This is a genomic window from Staphylococcus pasteuri (assembly GCF_003970495.1).
GTDB lineage: Bacteria > Bacillota > Bacilli > Staphylococcales > Staphylococcaceae > Staphylococcus > Staphylococcus pasteuri.
The window spans coordinates 1-19,344 of the sequence record NZ_RXWW01000038.1; the positions used below are offsets into that span (position 1 = coordinate 1).

Annotated in this window: 19 protein-coding genes; 17 read left to right on the forward strand and 2 right to left on the reverse strand. The window is 32.0% G+C overall.

Translation table 11 applies throughout. From position 1 onward, the window contains the following. The first annotated feature begins 127 nt into the window (after positions 1-127). On the forward strand, positions 128-793 hold the full coding sequence (locus CD121_RS05860; protein ID WP_017636793.1) for a DUF2750 domain-containing protein: 666 nt from the start codon (positions 128-130) through the stop codon (positions 791-793). A gap of 73 nt (positions 794-866) precedes the next feature. Here CD121_RS05860 and coaW read toward each other — a convergent pair whose 3' ends face one another. Beyond that, positions 867-1,676 carry a type II pantothenate kinase gene (gene coaW / locus CD121_RS05865; protein WP_017636792.1) on the reverse strand — a complete coding sequence of 270 codons (810 nt, stop codon included), beginning with the start codon at positions 1,674-1,676 and terminating at the stop codon, positions 867-869. Positions 1,677-1,960: 284 nt separating this feature from the next. Here coaW and CD121_RS05870 point away from each other — a divergent pair, with 284 nt between their 5' ends. The 3 genes from CD121_RS05870 to pyrG all read left to right on the forward strand — a co-directional run bounded on the left by CD121_RS05870 (position 1,961) and on the right by pyrG (position 5,371). Beyond that, positions 1,961-2,821 carry a GNAT family N-acetyltransferase gene (locus tag CD121_RS05870; protein WP_029056173.1) on the forward strand — a complete coding sequence of 287 codons (861 nt, stop codon included), beginning with the start codon at positions 1,961-1,963 and terminating at the stop codon, positions 2,819-2,821. 113 nt (positions 2,822-2,934) lie between these two features. Continuing rightward, positions 2,935-3,462: a DNA-directed RNA polymerase subunit delta gene (rpoE, locus tag CD121_RS05875; protein ID WP_017636790.1), complete on the forward strand. Its 528-nt coding sequence runs from the start codon at positions 2,935-2,937 to the stop codon at positions 3,460-3,462. 301 nt (positions 3,463-3,763) lie between these two features. Continuing rightward, on the forward strand, positions 3,764-5,371 hold the full coding sequence (gene pyrG / locus CD121_RS05880) for a CTP synthase (RefSeq protein ID WP_017636789.1): 1,608 nt from the start codon (positions 3,764-3,766) through the stop codon (positions 5,369-5,371). 339 nt (positions 5,372-5,710) lie between these two features. On the opposite strand, the gene CD121_RS05885 is transcribed toward pyrG, so the two are convergent. Then, the gene (locus tag CD121_RS05885) at positions 5,711-6,232 is read right to left on the reverse strand and encodes a DUF2529 domain-containing protein (RefSeq protein WP_070452967.1); all 522 of its coding nucleotides are present in this window, start codon (positions 6,230-6,232) and stop codon (positions 5,711-5,713) included. 217 nt (positions 6,233-6,449) lie between these two features. Between CD121_RS05885 and fdaB the strand changes: the two genes are divergently transcribed. From fdaB to glyA, 13 genes are all read left to right on the forward strand, one after another. Then, the gene (gene fdaB, locus CD121_RS05890; RefSeq protein WP_017636787.1) at positions 6,450-7,310 is read left to right on the forward strand and encodes a class IIb fructose-bisphosphate aldolase FdaB; all 861 of its coding nucleotides are present in this window, start codon (positions 6,450-6,452) and stop codon (positions 7,308-7,310) included. Positions 7,311-7,591: 281 nt separating this feature from the next. Continuing rightward, complete coding sequence (murA, locus tag CD121_RS05895; protein ID WP_126567636.1) at positions 7,592-8,851, forward strand: UDP-N-acetylglucosamine 1-carboxyvinyltransferase; 1,260 nt, start codon at positions 7,592-7,594, stop codon at positions 8,849-8,851. A gap of 87 nt (positions 8,852-8,938) precedes the next feature. Next, positions 8,939-9,277 carry a winged helix-turn-helix transcriptional regulator gene (locus CD121_RS05900; RefSeq protein WP_017636785.1) on the forward strand — a complete coding sequence of 113 codons (339 nt, stop codon included), beginning with the start codon at positions 8,939-8,941 and terminating at the stop codon, positions 9,275-9,277. 339 nt (positions 9,278-9,616) lie between these two features. Further along, complete coding sequence (locus tag CD121_RS05905; RefSeq protein WP_029056175.1) at positions 9,617-11,044, forward strand: aldehyde dehydrogenase family protein; 1,428 nt, start codon at positions 9,617-9,619, stop codon at positions 11,042-11,044. Positions 11,045-11,293: 249 nt separating this feature from the next. Next, a complete protein-coding gene (gene rho, locus CD121_RS05910) occupies positions 11,294-12,610 on the forward strand; it encodes a transcription termination factor Rho (protein WP_017636783.1) in 1,317 nt (438 codons plus the stop codon). 112 nt (positions 12,611-12,722) lie between these two features. Next, positions 12,723-12,980, forward strand: a complete 258-nt coding sequence (locus CD121_RS05915) for a type B 50S ribosomal protein L31 (protein ID WP_017636782.1) — start codon at positions 12,723-12,725, stop codon at positions 12,978-12,980. A gap of 291 nt (positions 12,981-13,271) precedes the next feature. Beyond that, complete coding sequence (locus CD121_RS05925) at positions 13,272-13,871, forward strand: thymidine kinase (protein ID WP_017636781.1); 600 nt, start codon at positions 13,272-13,274, stop codon at positions 13,869-13,871. Then, positions 13,871-14,947 (forward strand): peptide chain release factor 1, encoded by a 1,077-nt coding sequence (gene prfA, locus CD121_RS05930; protein WP_017636780.1) that lies wholly within the window; start codon positions 13,871-13,873, stop codon positions 14,945-14,947. Before CD121_RS05925 ends, prfA begins: the two co-directional genes overlap by 1 nt. After that, a complete protein-coding gene (gene prmC / locus CD121_RS05935; protein ID WP_126567637.1) occupies positions 14,934-15,770 on the forward strand; it encodes a peptide chain release factor N(5)-glutamine methyltransferase in 837 nt (278 codons plus the stop codon). Before prfA ends, prmC begins: the two co-directional genes overlap by 14 nt. Positions 15,771-15,975: 205 nt before the next feature. Further along, the gene (locus tag CD121_RS05940) at positions 15,976-17,019 is read left to right on the forward strand and encodes an L-threonylcarbamoyladenylate synthase (RefSeq protein ID WP_126567638.1); all 1,044 of its coding nucleotides are present in this window, start codon (positions 15,976-15,978) and stop codon (positions 17,017-17,019) included. Then, positions 17,016-17,462 carry a low molecular weight protein arginine phosphatase gene (locus CD121_RS05945; RefSeq protein ID WP_126567639.1) on the forward strand — a complete coding sequence of 149 codons (447 nt, stop codon included), beginning with the start codon at positions 17,016-17,018 and terminating at the stop codon, positions 17,460-17,462. The genes CD121_RS05940 and CD121_RS05945 overlap by 4 nt, the downstream gene beginning before the upstream one ends. A 92-nt stretch (positions 17,463-17,554) precedes the next feature. Continuing rightward, a complete protein-coding gene (locus CD121_RS05950) occupies positions 17,555-18,079 on the forward strand; it encodes a TIGR01440 family protein (RefSeq protein WP_017636776.1) in 525 nt (174 codons plus the stop codon). Between the two features lie 22 nt (positions 18,080-18,101). Beyond that, entirely contained in the window at positions 18,102-19,340 is a 1,239-nt protein-coding gene (gene glyA / locus CD121_RS05955; protein WP_029056180.1) for a serine hydroxymethyltransferase, read from the forward strand. Positions 19,341-19,344: the final 4 nt, after the last annotated feature.

The following is a 19,344-nucleotide window of genomic DNA, read 5'->3' on the forward strand; positions in this document are numbered from 1 at the left end:
GTATAAATGATTAATCCAATCAATGAATAAGTACGGTATAGCATCATCGCTCTGTTGACTAACGAAAATGAGTCATTTAATATTTTTATTAAGTGATAAAATATAATATATGAATCGAGGGTGTAAAATGTCTTACAAAGAAGAACCATTTTTCAAAGAAATGTTAATTAATGAACATTTATATTTTGCTTCTAAAAATAAAAAAATAGTACGTTTAACGAAAAATGAACAATTATATGTAACTGTTTGGACTGATGATGAAACGGCGAAACAATATTTAAATGATAATGACATTAGTTATGATAAGATAGTGAAAATAGATTTAGACCGTTTTGTCGCATATGATTTAGATGAATTATTTGATGAAACAGATAAAGTACTCATAGATATAACTAATGAACAGAGTGGAAAACTAGTCAATATTTATGAAATTTCGAGAGAGTTAATGTCTGAACTTGATAAAATTAGAATTAAAGAATTTGTTAAAGATGTTGCTAAATATGACCATGTTTATGGTCTGACAAATAAAAGTGAAAAGAATTTTATCTTAATTGAAGATGATAGAGAAAATAAACCTCAAATTATGCCTGTATGGAGCTTGAAGAAAAGAGCGCAAAAAGTAAAAGAAGAAGATTTTGAAGAATGCGATTTAATTGAGATTGAGACAAGTGTATTTGACGACTGGCTTGATAAATTACGCGATGATGACAAAGCGGTAGGCATAGATTTAAAACCTGGTGTGATTGGTACAGTGGTATCCGCACAAAAACTATCAAATGAAATGACAACCTAATTGAATAGTATATTTGCTAAGATAAAAAGGAGTGAATTGAAATAAATAAGTTTCAATTCACTCCTTTTATGAGTTAATGATCTAATGTTAAATGTAAAGCACCTATAGCTCCAGAGAACGCACCATGCTCAATATAATAAGGTTTAAATCCTCTCAATACAGTATAATCTTCTATGACTTTACGTAATAATGGGTTGTTATTAAATGAAGATCCTATGTAAACTACATTTTCTGTTTGATGTTCTCGAGCAACAGTAATTGCCATTGTGGTAATCACTTCGCCAACAACACCAACTACAGAAGCGAGTTTATTTTCAATTGAAAAATCTTCATTCACATGATGTAAGACATTTCCAAAATTAGCTGCAGTTAAGTCGCCAGGAATAGGGGGTTCACAATCTTTATAGATATGTTTTACTTTCAAGTCTATTGAATCCCTGTCACCATTTTGAGCTAAATCTGTTAATTGTTTATAATCTGTTACTTGGCTTAATAAATAACCTAAACCTTGTATCATTCCGCCACCAGTACCGATACCGCCTACGCGTTGTTGTTGCTCACCGTCATAATAATGAAGAGACGTACCTGTTCCAACATTAGCAAAAATATATTGATTGATGTCATGTCCTTGTTCATTTAGTAGAATTCCAAGCCCTTTTGAAGCAGCATCAAACTCAACATATATTTGTGTTGGTTTGGAGATGTGTTCTGCAATAATACTTGCTTGACCTCCAGTTAAGCTTAAACTTTCAAAATCGATTTCATTTAACCATTTTATTACTTTATCAATATTGACAGTTAATTCAGTGTGATATTCACGTTGGTGTTCAGATTCTTGAACGATTTTGATTAACGTTCCACCAGCATCGATTCCTATTTTCATATTACTCCCACCTCAAATCAAAAATGCATCACCCATAATAGTATAATAAATTAAACGAAATACAAGAGTTTATTTCATATTCAACTTAAAATACAAATTTATCAAACGTATTGCATTATTTATTAAGTTGAAGTTAGGCCTATTAAATGAATTGTTTAATTAAGACAGTTATATTTAAAATGATAATTTAAGTGTAAGTAATTTCGATTAATATGAGAAATAGTATTACAATAGGGTAAAGTAATATATAATAAGTGAGTATTAAATGAATAGGGGATTGACTTATGACTACAAAAAAGCAATTTGAAGATATTACAATTCAAGTTTTTGAAGAGCGATACCGTGAAGATATATTAAATTTTGAATTGAGTGAAAGACAACAAATATATTCTTCCTTGCCTAAATCAGTATTAGAAGAGGCACTTAATGATGAAGACCGAGTTGCTAATATAGCTAAAAATAGCGAAGGGGAAGTTGTCGGTTTCTTTGTTTTACATCAATATTATCAACATGAAGGCTATGATACGCCAGAAAATGTCGTCTATGTACGATCATTATCAGTAAATGAGCGATATCAAGGGCATGGATACGGTACTAAAATGATGATGTATCTACCTCAGTATGTCCAAACACTATTCCCAGATTTTAACCACTTATATTTAGTTGTCGATGCTGAAAATCAATCTGCTTGGAATGTATATGAACGTGCAGGTTTTATGCATGCAGCTACTAAAGAGGAAGGGCCAATTGGAAAAGAACGATTATATTATTTGGACTTGGATTCTAAACATGTATCCTCTTTGAAACTAGAAGAAAATGAGTCTTCAGAAGAGGCGAATATTCATTTAATCAACTTACTTAAAGATGATGAAAAAGTTGGTTTCATAGGTATTGAACAAGTTGAAGACCGTATGCGTATTTCAGGCATTGAAGTAAATAAAACACATCGGAATGAAGGTATTGCTGAAAGCGCGTTAAGACAATTACCAACCTATATACGTAAACATTTTGATAATATTAAAGTATTATCCATTACACTATATGGAGAAAATAACGAATTAAGTCCATTATGTATTAATAGTAATTTTGTAGAAGTAGAACAAGCAGAAGATTATATTTTATTTGAAAAGTATATAAATTATTAACAGAGATTGCGTAAACACCGATTGTCATTTATAATTTATTTTTGTTACTATTAATTAATGAAATTTGACCAACTTATTTAAGATAAAAATCCTTTGAAAGGAAGTATTTTATAATGAAAATTAAAGATTATACAAAAGAAATGGTAGATGAGAAATCATTTATTGATATGGCTTATACGCTTTTAAATGAAAAAGGCGACACAATGAATTTATACGATATTATCGATAAATTTAGAGAATTAGGTAATTATGAATACGATGAAATCGAGAATCGTGTAGTACAATTCTATACTGATTTAAATACAGATGGTCGATTTTTAAATGTTGGTGAAAACCAATGGGGTATTCGTGATTGGTACTCAGTAGATGATATTGAAGAAAAAATCGCGCCAACGATTCAAAAATTTGATATTCTTGATGATGATGACGAAGAAGATAAAAACCTTAAATTATTAGGTGAAGATGAAGCGGATGACGATGATGATATTCCAGCAGTCACAGATGATCAAGAAACATTAAATGATCCTGAAGATGAACAAGTTGAAGATGATATTAATGAAAATGATATTGTCATTGACGAAGAAGATGAAGACGAAGATGACTTCGACGATGAGGAAGATGACGAAGAATATCAAAGTTAAATTTCTAATTGACTTTTATCCTAAAAATGATAGAATTTTATTTGGGCTCCTTTAAATAGGACACGTGTATAAATGTAATACGCTCCCCTTACTGATATGTGAGAGGGAGCTTTTTTTATTTTTAATTAAACAAGATTCCAATGAGGTAATTAATATTGTAGAATAAGTATTATTTAAAACGAATGATTAAATAGACTATGATATAAAACGAATCAAAGTAAATCGCACGTATACATCGTTCCTCATAAACTAAATACATACTTAATTTAAATGCTTTATTAAAAATTCAGGAGGTCAAATTATGACAAAGTTTATATTTGTAACAGGTGGCGTAGTTTCGTCTTTAGGTAAAGGAATTACTGCTGCATCATTAGGTAGATTATTAAAAGATAGAGGTCTTGAAGTTACGATTCAAAAATTTGATCCATACTTAAACGTTGATCCAGGTACTATGAGTCCATATCAACATGGTGAAGTATTCGTTACAGATGACGGTGCTGAAACAGATTTAGACTTAGGTCACTATGAACGTTTTATTGATATTAATTTAAATAAATATTCAAACGTAACTGCTGGTAAAGTATATTCTCACGTGCTGAAAAAAGAACGTCGCGGTGATTATTTAGGTGGAACAGTGCAAGTTATTCCACACATTACAAATGAAATTAAAGAACGTTTATTATTAGCTGGAGAAAGTACAAATGCAGATGTAGTTATCACTGAAATTGGTGGTACAACAGGTGATATTGAGTCTCTTCCATTTTTAGAAGCAATTCGTCAAATTAGAAGCGACTTAGGTAGAGAAAATGTAATGTATGTACATTGTACATTATTACCATATATTAAAGCTGCCGGTGAAATGAAAACAAAACCAACACAACATAGTGTTAAAGAATTGCGTGGTTTAGGTATTCAACCAGACTTAATTGTAGTTCGTTCAGAATATGAAATGACTCAAGATTTAAAAGATAAAATTGCATTATTCTGTGATATTAATAAAGAAAGCGTTATTGAGTGTCGTGATGCAGACTCACTTTATGAAATCCCGTTACAATTGAGTAAACAAGATATGGATGACATTGTCATCAAACGTTTACAATTAAATGCTAAATATGAAACTCAATTAGATGAATGGCAGCATTTACTTGATACTGTAAATAGCTTAGATGGTAAAATTACTATCGGTTTAGTAGGTAAATACGTAAGCTTGCAAGATGCTTATTTATCAGTCGTTGAATCACTTAAACATGCAGGCTATCCTTTCAAAAAAGATGTCGTTGTTAAATGGATTGATTCAAGTCTTGTAACAGATGATAATGTTGAGAGTTATTTATCAGATGTAGACGGTATCTTAGTACCAGGTGGATTTGGTTTCCGTGCAAGTGAAGGTAAAATTTCAGCTATTAAATATGCACGTGAAAACAATGTTCCTTATTTTGGTATTTGTTTAGGTATGCAGTTAGCTACAGTAGAATTTGCACGTAATGTATTAGGTTTAGAAGGTGCACATTCAGCAGAGTTAGATCCAAGTACACCACATCCAATCATCGATTTATTACCAGAACAAAAAGATATTGAAGATTTAGGTGGCACATTAAGATTAGGTTTATATCCATGTGCAATTAAAGATGGTACGTTAGCACATTCTATTTACAATGAAAATAATATTGAAGAAAGACATCGTCATAGATACGAATTTAACAATAATTATAGAGAACAATTAGAAGCTAATGGCATGGTATTCTCAGGTACTAGTCCAGATGGTAGATTAATAGAAATGGTAGAAATTCCTGAAAAAGATTTCTTTATTGCTTGTCAATTCCATCCAGAATTCTTATCAAGACCTAACAGACCTCAACCAATATTTAAAGCTTTTGTTGAAGCATCATTAAAACATCAACAAAAATAATACGAAAAACACGCCAGGACATAAATCTCAAAATAAAAGCACTAAGATGATTTATTTTAATCATCTTAGTGCTTTCTTTATACCCAATACTTCGTATTGTATGGCTTCGCATTCCGAGGGTACAGTTTCAGCCAGAAATACTACACAGATAAATCTGTGAGAATTTGTAAGGTCTTCAACTAGTACTGTTCCCTCAGGAGTCTTGCCATAAATACTACGTATTTATAAGTAACTTTACATTTAAAATACTAAAAAAGTAATTTCTATATTATTTCAATAGAAATTACCTTTTTTCACTTGTCGAAGAATTTTATGTTCAGCGTTTTTTTGATAAATATTTTATAATTCTAAATCACGTGTCATTTCGATCATTTGTGTATAAATGTCGTAATAAATGTAGTTAAACGCGATAGGGTGAGGTTGAACAATTTTATCGTAGTCTTCAGTGTAAACGATAGGTCTTGGGGTAGATAAATTGATGAAATGCATTAAATGCTCTGGAAAGTCATCGCTTTTTGGGCGATTACATATAAGAACGAAATCAACATCTAAATCAATTAATTGTTGAACATCTTTTTCAACGTCATCGTTGTATGTAGGAGAAAATAAAAATACTCTATCAGTCGTATCTAAATCATTCATATTTTTTAAATCTGCTAATGCACGACTGGATTTTAATTTTTCATTACTATTCAATATAAAGTCTTCGTAAAATTTTAAATCTTCATATCCTTTAATATATACATGACCTTCGCCACCAATAGCTTGGACTAAGCATTGAGCTCCCATTTGTATATCTAAAGACTGTTTTTCGATCCTATCGAAGATGCCAATTAATTGTGTATTGAGTATTTTTGACATAATTAACCTCCATTCTATTCATTAAAATATTTTAAATAAACGTCTCATTGAATGCAATGATTAAAAATAATTTTAATTGTATACGTTTGCAAAATGAGATGTAGTAAGGATTGTGAAAATTGTAAATTTTAAATCATCTATTCGAATGCAATTAAGGATTAAGTTTGTTATAATGAGTTTGAAAAATACGTGCATAAGCACTCAAGGAGGAACTATAATGCCTTTAGTTTCAATGAAAGAAATGTTAATCGATGCAAAAGAAAATGGTTATGCAGTTGGTCAATACAACTTAAATAACCTAGAATTCACTCAAGCAATTTTAGAAGCTTCACAAGAAGAAAATGCACCAGTTATTTTAGGTGTATCTGAAGGTGCTGCTCGTTACATGAGCGGATTCTACACTGTAGTTAAAATGGTAGAAGGATTAATGCATGACTTAAACATCACAGTACCAGTTGCAATCCATTTAGACCACGGTTCAAGCTTTGAAAAATGTAAAGAAGCTATCGACGCTGGATTCACTTCAGTTATGATTGACGCTTCACATAGTGCATTCGAAGAAAATATCGAAATCACTTCTAAAGTGGTTGAATATGCTCACGAAAGAGGCGTATCAGTAGAAGCTGAATTAGGTACTGTTGGAGGACAAGAAGACGATGTAGTAGCTGACGGTGTTATCTACGCAGACCCTAAAGAATGTCAAGAACTAGTTGAAAAAACTGGAATTGATACTTTAGCACCTGCTTTAGGTTCAGTTCACGGTCCATATAAAGGCGAACCTAAATTAGGATTCAAAGAAATGGAAGAAATTGGTGCATCAACTGGATTACCATTAGTATTACATGGTGGTACTGGTATCCCAACTAAAGACATTCAAAAAGCAATTCCTTACGGTACAGCTAAAATTAACGTAAACACTGAAAACCAAATTGCTTCAGCAAAAGCTGTTCGCGATGTATTAAACAATGATTCTGAAGTTTACGATCCACGTAAATATTTAGGACCTGCTCGTGAAGCTATTAAAGCAACAGTTAAAGGTAAAATTAAAGAATTCGGTACTTCAAACCGTGCTAAATAATTAATATCAATGAACAAGCCATTAAACTTAGGTTTAATGGCTTGTTTTTTATGCTATAATTATTACGTATTTTATAAGGCAAACGTCATTTTTAAATAAAAACAAATAAATCGCATGAGGTAAAAGTAAATAACATTTTAATCATATTTATTGGTGTATATTGAATAAAATGGCTATGATGTTTTAATATTTATGAACTATTTTACAAATAAAGTAAAACTATTTTATAATGCAAATAATGTGAAATTTTAATAAACGATAGAAACAAAGGAGATAAAAATATGGCTCAAGAAGTAATCAAAATTAGAGGTGGAAAGAAGCTTAATGGTGAAGTAGAGATAAGTGGTGCGAAAAATAGTGCAGTAGCAATTATTCCGGCTACTTTATTAGCTCAAGGGCAAGTAAATTTAGATGGATTACCACAAATCTCTGATGTAGAAACACTTGTAAGCTTGCTAGAAGATTTAAATATTAAAACTAAATTAAATGGTAAAAAATTAGATATTGATACCACTGAAATAGAAAACGCGCCACTTCCAAATAACAAAGTTGAATCTTTAAGAGCTTCATATTATATGATGGGTGCGATGCTCGGCCATTTTAAAAAATGCGTTATTGGTCTTCCGGGTGGATGTCCTTTAGGTCCCCGTCCAATTGATCAGCATATAAAAGGATTTAAAGCTTTAGGTGCTGAAATAGATGAATCAAGTAATACATCAATGAAAATTGAAGCTAAACAATTAAAAGGTGCAAATATCTTTTTAGATATGGTAAGTGTTGGTGCCACTATTAATATTATGCTAGCTGCAGTACATGCAGAGGGGCAAACGGTTATAGAAAATGCAGCAAAAGAACCAGAAGTAGTGGATGTAGCTAACTTCTTGATTAGTATGGGAGCACAAATTAAAGGAGCAGGTACAACAACAATTAAAATAACTGGTGTTGATACATTACATGGTACTGAATATCAAGTGATTCCTGACCGTATAGAAGCAGGCTCATATATGTGTATGGCAGCAGCTGCTGGTGAAGAAGTAGTCATCAATAATATAGTTCCAAGACACGTAGAAGCTTTAACTTCTAAATTAAAGGAAATGGGTGTCGATATTGAGTTGAACGACGAAAAGGTTATTATCAGAAAGAATGAACCTTACCAAAGCGTTGATATTAAAACATTAGTATATCCTGGTTTTGCAACGGATTTACAACAACCCATCACACCTTTATTATTTATGACTAAAGGGCCATCTTTTGTAACTGATACGATTTATCCTGAGAGATTTAAGCATGTTGAGGAGTTACAACATATGGGAGCGGACATTAATAAAGATAATGGTACTGCGACGATTAAACCTTCAAAACTTAAAGGAGCAGAAGTATATGCAAGTGACCTAAGAGCAGGGGCTTGCTTAATAGTAGCAGGTTTAATTGCCGAAGGTGTAACGACTATTTATAATGTGAAACATATTTATCGTGGCTATACACAAATCGTTGAGCATTTAAAACAATTAGGTGCAGATATTTGGACTGAAACTATTTAAAAAATGTGGTATAATTAATATACTTAAAATTATAAGCACTTATTTAAGTGCATTAGTATTAAGATATTAGAGTGAGAGGTGAGTATCATGGAAGTTTGTCCTTATTTAGAAGAAACTTTTAAAATTTTAGGACGCAGTTGGAATGGCTTGATTATTAATTATTTATCAAGATGTGAAGATCAATCTGCACATTTTTCCGATTTGAAAAGAGACTTAAAAACAATCACGCCTCGTGCACTAAGTATAAAATTGACTGAATTAGGAGATTGGGGTTTAGTAGAAAAAAGAATAATTTCTACTAGTCCGGTTACTATTATTTATGAACTAACTGATAAAGGACGTTCATTAGCCGCATCTTTAAAACCAATTGAAGAATGGGCTCAAAATAATATAAATCTTGAACCAGAACCTGAAACTGTTAAATAGTACTTATAAATTGTACTACGTATAGTTTCTAAACCATTAAAATACTTAATTGCATATAGTATTTGATGGTGTGATTGATTTTTGAAAGAGATTGGGACATAAACGTTTAGGATTAGAACAACATTATTAAGTGTTTGTTAAAAATCCTGCTTCGGAAAGCATTGATTGTTTGTCTGAAGTGTTGAACTTTTATGTCTCTATCTCTTTTTTTGTTACTTAATTTTAAAAAAAGTGAAAACAAAACAAATCAAGTTCAATTTAATATGATGAGCAGATATGTTTAACTTTTAATAAAAGTGGTTAGAATAGTTGTATAACAATTCTAAGGAGTGAAGTTTGATGAGACAATTCACTAAACAATATATAAATGGTGAATGGGTTGATAGTACTAGCGGTGAAACAATAGATGTAATTAACCCTGCAACTGAAGAAGTTATTGGCTCAGTAGCCAAAGGTAATGAAGAAGATGTTAACAAAGCTGTAGAAGCAGCTGATAATGTATATTTAGATTTCCGTCATAGTACGGTTGAATATAGAAGAGATTTATTAGATAAAATCGTTAAAGAATATGAAAATAGAAAAGAAGATATCATTCAAGCGATTACTGATGAATTAGGTGCACCATTATCAGTTTCTGAAAATGTACACTACCAAATGGGTCTTAACCATTTTACAGCAGCAAGAGACGCTTTAGATAATTTCGAATTTGAAGAACGTCGTGGTGATGATTTAGTTGTTAAAGAAGCGATTGGTGTGTCAGGATTAGTAACACCTTGGAACTTCCCTACAAACCAAACATCACTTAAACTAGCTGCAGCTTTTGCAGCAGGTAGTCCAGTAGTGTTGAAACCATCTGAAGAAACACCATTCGCAGCCGTAATTTTAGCTGAAATTTTCGATAAAGTAGGTATGCCAAAAGGCGTATTTAACTTAGTAAATGGTGATGGTGAAGGTGTAGGTAATCCACTTAGTGAACATCCAAAAGTAAGAATGATGTCATTTACTGGTTCTGGTCCTACAGGTTCAAAAATTATGGAAAAAGCAGCTAAAGACTTCAAAAAAGTATCACTAGAACTTGGTGGTAAATCACCATATATCGTATTAGACGATGTAGATATTGAAGCCGCAGCTAAAGCAACTACTGGTAAAGTTGTTAATAATACAGGACAAGTTTGTACTGCAGGTACACGTGTTTTAGTACCTAATAGTATTAAAGAAGACTTCTTAAAAGCGGTTAAAGAACAATTCAGTTCTGTTAAAGTAGGTAACCCTAGAGAAGAAGGTACTCAAGTTGGTCCTATTATTAGTAAAAAACAATTTGATCAAGTTCAATCATATATTGATAAAGGTATTGAAGAAGGTGCTGAATTATTCTATGGTGGTCCTGGTAAACCAGAAGGATTAGAAAAAGGATATTTCGCACGTCCAACTATTTTCATCAATGTAGATAATAATATGACTATAGCTCAAGAAGAAATCTTTGGACCAGTAATGTCAGTTATCACTTATAACGATTTAGACGAAGCTATTGAAATTGCAAATGATACTAAATATGGTTTAGCTGGATATGTTATTGGTAACGACAAAGACACATTACACAAAGTGGCTCGTTCAATTGAAGCTGGTACAGTGGAAATTAACGAAGCAGGTCGTAAACCAGATCTACCATTCGGTGGTTATAAACAATCTGGATTAGGTCGTGAATGGGGCGACTATGGTATCGAAGAATTCTTAGAAGTTAAATCAATCGCAGGTTATTATAAATAAATAAAGTTTAATCTGAAAAAAGTTTAATATCAATTACGCCAATGTACAATATTGAAGAATATTTGTGCATTGGCATTTTTATATTAACTTTTCAAAAAATCATTTTGTATTTAAATTAAAAATTTGCTATAGTTATTCTAGTATTTAGAAGGTAATGAATTACATTAACGAAAAACTTTGAAATCATTTTCGTTCACTGTTCTATCATCATCTTTTTACCACAAAAAATAAGGAAATGGGTGCAAGTCTATGCCTGAAAGAGAACGAACATCTCCTCAATATGAATCTTTCCACGAACTATACAAGAACAACACTACAAAAGAACTCACTCAAAAAGCGAAATCTTTAAAATTAACTAATTACAGCAAATTAAATAAGAAAGAACTTGTACTAGCTATCATGGAAGCTCAAATGGAGAAAGATGGCAATTATTATATGGAGGGTATTTTAGATGATATCCAACCCGATGGTTATGGTTTCTTAAGAACTGTAAACTATTCTAAGGGTGAAAAAGACATCTACATTTCAGCAAGTCAAATTCGTCGATTTGAAATAAAAAGAGGCGATAAAGTAACAGGAAAAGTCCGTAAGCCAAAAGATAATGAAAAATATTATGGTTTGTTACAGGTCGACTTTGTAAACGATCATAATGCTGAAGAAGTAAAAAAACGTCCTCACTTCCAAGCGTTGACGCCTTTGTATCCAGATGAAAGAATTTTACTAGAAACAGAACCTAAGAATTATTCCACACGAATTATGGATTTAGTTACGCCTATTGGTTTAGGTCAACGTGGTCTTATTGTAGCGCCACCAAAAGCTGGTAAAACATCCTTACTAAAAGAAATAGCTAACGCAATTATTACAAATAAACCAGATGCTAAATTATTTGTTTTATTAGTAGGTGAAAGACCCGAAGAGGTTACAGATATTGAACGTTCTGTAGAATCTGCAGAAGTTGTACATTCAACGTTTGATGAACCACCTCAACATCATGTTAAAGTTGCAGAGCTATTATTAGAAAGAGCAAAGCGTCTAGTAGAAATTGGTGAAGATGTTATTATTTTAATGGATTCTATCACACGTTTAGCTAGAGCTTATAACTTAGTTATTCCTCCAAGTGGTCGTACTTTATCTGGTGGTCTTGATCCAGCTTCACTACACAAACCTAAAGCCTTTTTTGGTGCAGCTAGAAATATCGAAGCGGGTGGTAGTTTAACTATTTTAGCTACAGCACTAGTAGATACAGGTTCACGAATGGACGATATGATTTATGAAGAGTTCAAAGGAACTGGAAATATGGAATTACATCTAGACCGTAAATTATCTGAACGTCGTATTTTCCCTGCCATTGATATTGGTAGAAGCTCAACTCGTAAAGAAGAATTATTAATTAGCAAAGCAGAACTAGATACATTATGGCAACTTCGAAATCTATTTACTGATTCTACTGATTTTACAGAAAGATTTATTCGTAAGTTAAAACGTTCAAAAAATAATAAAGATTTCTTTGAACAATTACAAAAATCAGCTGAAGAAAGTACGAAAACAGGTAAACCTATTATTTAATGTTACAAAGGGTTGCGTTTTACATTAAATACTATTATAATTACACAGTATTGGGTAAAAAACTCACAAATAACTCTGTTCCAGATGGTTCAGGGCAAAGGAGCTGAAAACAATGAAACAAGGAATTCATCCTGAGTATCATAAAGTTATCTTTTTAGATACTACTACAGATTTTAAATTTTTAAGTGGTTCTACTAAAACATCTTCAGAAACAATGGAGTGGGAAGATGGAAATGAATACCCAGTTATTCGTTTAGATATTTCTTCTGATTCACATCCATTCTATACTGGACGTCAAAAATTCGCTGCTGCGGATGGTCGTGTGGAACGCTTCAACAAAAAATTTGGTCTTAAATCAAATAATAACTAATTTAAGTTTAGACTGTCTACGCCATTGTAATGGATTTGTAGGCAGTTTTTTTATTTTATAGTGAGAAATCAATCATGTTAATAATGCATTTTTACCGTAATTAATATATAACTTAAAGTGAGTGAAAAAGTATGATTGTTAATATAACATTTAAATAAGCCAGTCCAGTAAATAAGTTATAAGCAAATTTTCAAAAATGATTTAACGAATCAATTGTTAAAATAGCATTTATGAAATTTCAAAATATGATATAATTAAGCGATTATGTTTTGAAAAAAGGTGGAACGTTTAATGTATGAAACTTATCATTCCGGATGGATCGAATGTATTACCGGAAGTATGTTTAGTGGTAAATCAGAAGAACTCATTCGTCGTTTAAGACGAGGTATTTATGCTAAACAGAAAGTCATTGTTTTTAAACCAGCTATAGATGATCGTTATCATAAAGAAAAGGTAGTTTCACATAATGGAAATGCTATTGAAGCAATCAATATTGCAACAGCTAGAGAAATACTCATTCATGATGTATCACACGTAGATGTTATAGGGATTGATGAAGTTCAATTTTTCGATGAAAATATTGTAAGTATCATACAACAACTTGCAGATAATGGTCACAGGGTTATTGTAGCCGGATTAGATATGGATTTTAGAGGAGAACCCTTTGAACCTATACCTAAATTATTATCTTTAAGTGAGCACGTGACTAAATTACAAGCTGTTTGTGCAGTATGTGGTAGCCCTTCAAGTAGAACGCAAAGACTTATAGATGGGCAACCGGCTAAAGCAGATGATCCAATAATTCTAGTCGGTGCAAATGAAAGTTACGAACCTAGATGTAGAGCACATCACATAGTGGCTCCAAGTGAAAATGAGAAGGAGGAAATGTAGTGTTTGATCAATTAGAAATTGTAGAGGAAAGATATGAACAATTAAATGAAATGTTAAGTGACCCTGATGTCGTTAATGATTCAGATAAATTACGTAAATATTCTAAAGAACAAGCAGATTTACAAAAAACTGTAGATGTTTACAGAAGCTACAAAAGCAAAAAAGAAGAATTAAGTGATATTGAAGAAATGTTGAATGAAACTTCGGATAAAGAAGAAGTTGAAATGTTAAAAGAAGAAAGTGCAACATTGAAAAATGAATTACCAGAAATGGAAGAACAACTTAAATTATTACTAATTCCTAAAGACCCTAATGATGAGAAAGATGTTATCGTTGAGATTAGAGCAGCAGCTGGTGGGGATGAAGCGGCAATTTTTGCTGGTGATTTAATGAGAATGTATTCTAAGTACGCAGAAATGCATAACTTCAAAACTGAAATTGTTGAAGCTTCTGAAAGTGATCATGGCGGTTATAAAGAAGTTAGTTTTTCAGTATCAGGTAATGGTGCGTATAGTAAATTAAAATTTGAAAATGGCGCACACCGTGTTCAACGTGTACCTGAAACAGAATCAGGTGGTAGAATTCATACTTCTACAGCAACAGTTGCAGTATTGCCAGAAGTAGAAGATGTTGAAATTGAAGTTAGAAATGAAGATTTGAAAATTGATACGTATCGTTCTAGTGGTGCAGGTGGACAACACGTCAATACTACCGATTCAGCAGTACGTATTACTCACTTACCAACAGGTATCATAGCTACTTCTTCAGAAAAATCACAAATACAAAACAGAGAAAAAGCTTTAAAAGTATTAAAAGCAAGATTATATGACATGAAGTTACAAGAAGAACAACAAAAATATGCTTCACAAAGAAAATCAGCAGTAGGTACAGGAGATCGTTCAGAACGTATCAGAACATATAACTATCCTCAAAGCCGTGTAACTGACCATAGAATTGGCTTAACTTTACAAAAATTAAGTCAAATCATGGAAGGAAATTTAGATGAAGTTATTGATGCTTTAACATTGTCTGAACAAACAGATAAATTGAAAGAATTAAACAATGGTGAGTTATAAAGATTATTTGGTAAACGCTATTTCTTTAGCAAAAGAGAAAGGTTTTGAACAGACACGAGCTGAGTGGTTATTATTAGATACATTTAATTGGACACGAACAGATTATCTCATACATATGAATGATGAGATGTCTGAGGCTGATAAAGCTAAATTCGGATTGAATTTACAAAGGATGTTATTAGGTGAACCAATACAATATATTGTTGGTTTTCAATCGTTTTATGGACAACGTTTTAAAGTTTCTGATCAATGTTTAATCCCAAGACCAGAAACAGAAGAAGTCATGCTCCACTTTTTAAACTTATGTCAAAATGACGATACTATAGCTGATATTGGTACTGGTAGTGGTGCTATAGCCATTAGTTTGAAAATGTTAAAGCCTTCTTTAAAAGTTATCGCTACAGATTTATATGAGGATGCATTAGATGTAGCTCGCAGTAACTCAGAACAATTTGATGTGTATATTAATTTAATGCATGGAAATGCTTTAAAACCGTTGATTGAACAAAACATTAAACTAAACGGCCTTATTTCTAATCCACCATACATCGATGTGAAAGATGTAAAAGATATGTCTAAAACAGTTGTCGATTATGAACCGCATCAAGCTTTATTTGCTAAAAGTGAAGGTTATGCGATTTATAAGTCTATATTAGAAGATTTACCTAAAGTGTTACTTCCAAAGGCACATGTTGTTTTTGAAATTGGCTATAATCAAGGGCAAACTTTAAAAGAAATCGTTCATAACATGTATTCCGATAAAGAAGTAGCAGTTTATCAAGATATCAATCAACTTGATAGAATTTTAGAAATAAAATGGTAAATAAAAGTGATAATAGATAAGTTTCGTTGTTATTTTTATTCGTTTTAATATAAATATGCAAGGTTAATCAAAACTTGATGTATATTAAACGTCGTTATTAATGGGGTGGGAATGAGCATTCTTTCATGTATAAAATGAAAGACATAAAGCTATCCCACTCCTTTTTATTTTTAATTTAACTATGGGAAAGAGGTGTGATTTGAAATTGAAAACTAAGATATGGGATTTAAGAGAATATAGTAAAAATATCGAACAATATCCATATATAAAAGAGATCAAAGATGTCGTGTTAAATGGTGGTCTTGTAGCACTACCAACAGAGACAGTATATGGTTTAGGTGCTGATGCTACTAATCAAGAAGCGGTTAGTAAAATATATCAAGCTAAAGGAAGACCATCAGATAATCCGTTAATTGTACACATACATGATATTTCTCAAATGGATCGTTTCATTGATAAGTTAGACCCAAAAGTACGACAATTAATGGATGCTTTTTGGCCGGGACCTATATCATTTATCTTACCTCTAAAATCAGGATATTTATGTGAAAAAGTAACAGGTGGACTAAATTCTATTGCTGTAAGAATGCCTAGCCACTTGATTGGTAGGGGTTTATTACAATTAATTAATAAGCCTATAGCTGCACCAAGTGCAAATATTAGTGGTAGACCATCTCCTACAACCTTTGACCATGTATTTAATGATTTAAATGGTAGAATTGATGGCATTATAAATGGTGATCAAAGTGAAGAAGGATTAGAAAGCACTGTATTAGATTGTACACAGTATCCTTTTAGAATTGCACGTCCAGGATCAGTTACACAATCTATGATTGAAACAATTATACCTCATAGTATTGCACAATCAGATTTTAATGAAAGTGCTAAACCTATCGCACCTGGTATGAAATATAAACATTATTCACCAGATACTCCGATAACTATTCTTGAAGGATTAAGCCAGAAAATTCCAGATAATGATAAATGGAATCAAACAGCTTTCGTTGTTCCTAAAAGTTTAAGTCATTATTTACCTAAAGAATCTATTTTTATTAAATTATGTGAAGATAAAGATGATATCAAACAAGCAAATCATTTAATATATAGTATTTTACATGATATAGATCAGCGAGATGATATTGTTCAAGCATATATTTTTGGTTTTGAAAAAAATGATAACACTGAAGCTATCATGAATAGAATGTTAAAAGCTGCTGGAAATCAGATTGTTAATGAGGTGTCTTTATGAAATTAATATTTGTATGTACTGGTAACACTTGTCGTAGTCCCATGGCTGAAAGTATTGCACAATCAGTATTTAATGAATTAGACATTACCATAGAATCAAGAGGCATATTTGCTATGGAACAACAACCTATTTCAAAGTTATCTGAAGAAATATTAAATGAAAATGGTTTGCCTAAACCTTCATTAACACAGAGTTTTTCTAGAGAAGATATAGATACTAATATTATTCTAACGATGTCTAAATCGCATAAGGACATAATATTGTCTCAGTATGGTACTGATGCTCTTCTAAATGTGTTTACTTTGAGTGAATTTGTAGGGGAAGTAGATGATATTTATGATCCTTATGGTGGAGACAAGTTTACTTATCAACAAACATTTAACCAAATTTATGACTTAATTATGAAAATCGACCCAAAAGTTCTGTTAGAGAATTATATATAATTAGTATATGTTAAGCTTTAAATACGTTATAATAAGGGAGTATAGCAATTTTGCTATGTTCCTTTTTATTTTTTTTAGGGGGTGGGTTTCAAATGCAAGATTTTTCAATGTTGTTAGACGAATTAAAAGCAATGTCCTTTTTTAATGAAAATGAGATATGCTTGATTGGTTGTTCAACTTCTGAAGTTATTGGTCAGCGAATTGGTTCTGTTGGATCAATGGAAGTGGCTGAATCAATATTTAAAGAGTTAGAAAAAGTGAAACAACAGACAGGTGTTTCATTCGCATTTCAAGGGTGTGAGCATATTAATAGAGCAATCACTATTGAAAGATCCGATTTTAATCCACTAACAATGGAAGAAGTTACAGTTGTACCAGATGTTCATGCAGGTGGTAGCTTAGCTACATACGCATATCAACATATGGAAGACCCAGTTGTTGTTGAACATATTTCAGTTCCGAAAGGTATAGATATTGGTCAAACATTAATAGGCATGCACATTAAACATGTTTGTGTGCCAGTTAGAACTAGTATTAAGCAAGTGGGGGAAGCAATCGTTACTATTGCTACATCAAGACCTAAAAAAATTGGTGGCGAACGTGCAAAATATAATTAATTAGTTGAAAGAAGGGGATTATATGTCTTACATCGAAAAGCAAGATAAAGTGATTTTTGAAGCTATTGAGAAAGAGTTTAATCGACAAAATAATAATATTGAGTTAATTGCATCTGAAAACTTTGTTTCAGAAGCTGTTATGGAAGCACAAGGATCTGTATTAACTAATAAATATGCGGAAGGTTATCCAGGCCGTCGTTATTATGGTGGCTGTGAATTTGTAGACGTTACAGAATCAGTAGCAATCGACCGTGCTAAAGCATTATTTGGAGCAGAACATGTTAATGTTCAGCCTCACTCTGGTTCTCAAGCTAATATGGCAGTTTATTTAGTAGCATTAGAATATGGAGATACTGTTTTAGGCATGAATTTAAGTCACGGTGGTCATTTAACTCATGGTTCACCAGTTAATTTTAGTGGTAAATCTTATAATTTTGTCGAATATGGTGTAGATAAAGATACAGAACTTATTAATTATGACGAAGTACGTAGATTAGCAATTGAACATAAACCTAAATTAATTGTCGCAGGTGCATCTGCTTATTCACGTCAAATTGATTTCAAAAAATTTAAAGAAATAGCTGATGAAGTTGGCGCTAAATTAATGGTGGATATGGCTCATATTGCTGGTTTAGTCGCTGCAGGTTTACACCAAAACCCAGTTGAATATGCTGACTTTGTTACTACAACAACACATAAAACATTACGTGGACCACGTGGTGGCATGATTTTATGTAAAGAAGAATACAAAAAGGCAATAGATAAAACGATTTTCCCTGGTATTCAAGGTGGTCCTTTAGAACATGTTATCGCAGCAAAAGCAGTAGCATTTGGTGAAGCTTTAGACAATAATTTTAAAGTTTATCAAAAGCAAGTGATTAAAAATGCACAAACATTAGCGGATACCCTTTCAAAAGAAGGATTTAGAATCGTTTCAGGTGGTACAGATAATCACTTAGTAGCTGTAGACGTTAAAGGCTCTGTAAATATTACTGGTAAAGTTGCAGAAGAAACACTTGATAGCGTTGGCATTACTTGCAATAAAAATACTATTCCATTTGATCAAGAAAAGCCATTTGTTACAAGTGGTATTAGATTAGGAACACCAGCAGCCACTACTCGTGGTTTTGATGAAAAAGCATTTGAAGAAGTAGCAAAAATTATTGGTTTAGCTTTAAACAATCATGAAGATGAAGCTAAATTAAAAGAAGCAAAAACGCGTGTTTTAGCGTTAACTGAAAAATATCCTTTATATCAATAAAATA